The following is a 600-nucleotide window of genomic DNA, read 5'->3' as shown; positions in this document are numbered from 1 at the left end:
CTCGGCCTGGCTCACGGGCTCATACCCGGTCGCGCGCAGCTTCGACAGGTCGAGCGTCGAGTGCGTCGGCCGCGGCGCCATCTCCTTGCCCACCGCGTACTCCTGCGTCGTCACGGCCGACACGTCCTCCCGCGAGCGCCCCCGCAGCGCGAAGACCTCCCGGGCGATCTCTACCCAGGTCATCGGCTCCCCCGACTGCGAGACGTTGTACGTGCCGAAGGGAGCGCCACGCTCCACCAGGTGCACGGTCGCCGCGGCGATCTCGTCGGCGAAGCTCAGCCGCCCCCACTGGTCGTCGACCACCGCGGGCGAGACCCCGTCCCGCGCCAACCGGTCCATCGTCGCGACGAAGTTGCTCCCATCTCCCACCACCCACGAAGTGCGCAGCAGGTAGTGCCGCGGAGCCACGCCCACGGCGAGGTCACCAGCGGCCTTGGTGCGTCCATACTCACCGAGCGGACTAAGGGTCTCCGCTTCGTCGTGCTGCTCGGTCTGACCGTCGAAGACATAGTCAGAGGAGTACTGCACGAGCGTGAAGCGGTCCGCCGCCGCCCGCCGGGCGAGCTGCGCGGGCAGCTCGGCGTTGAGCCGCCATGCCAG

The 600-nt window shown here is 70.5% G+C and carries 1 protein-coding gene; it reads right to left on the bottom strand.

From position 1 onward, the window contains the following. Positions 1-600: SDR family oxidoreductase (locus tag JLI01S_RS16520; RefSeq protein ID WP_157075032.1), on the bottom strand; the 600-nt coding region annotated here is incomplete at both ends.

Origin of the sequence: Janibacter limosus NBRC 16128 (assembly GCF_001570985.1) — a bacterium.
GTDB lineage: Bacteria > Actinomycetota > Actinomycetes > Actinomycetales > Dermatophilaceae > Janibacter > Janibacter limosus.
The sequence above is the reverse complement of the archived record's forward strand: the minus strand, read 5'-3'. Positions and strand labels throughout refer to the sequence as shown.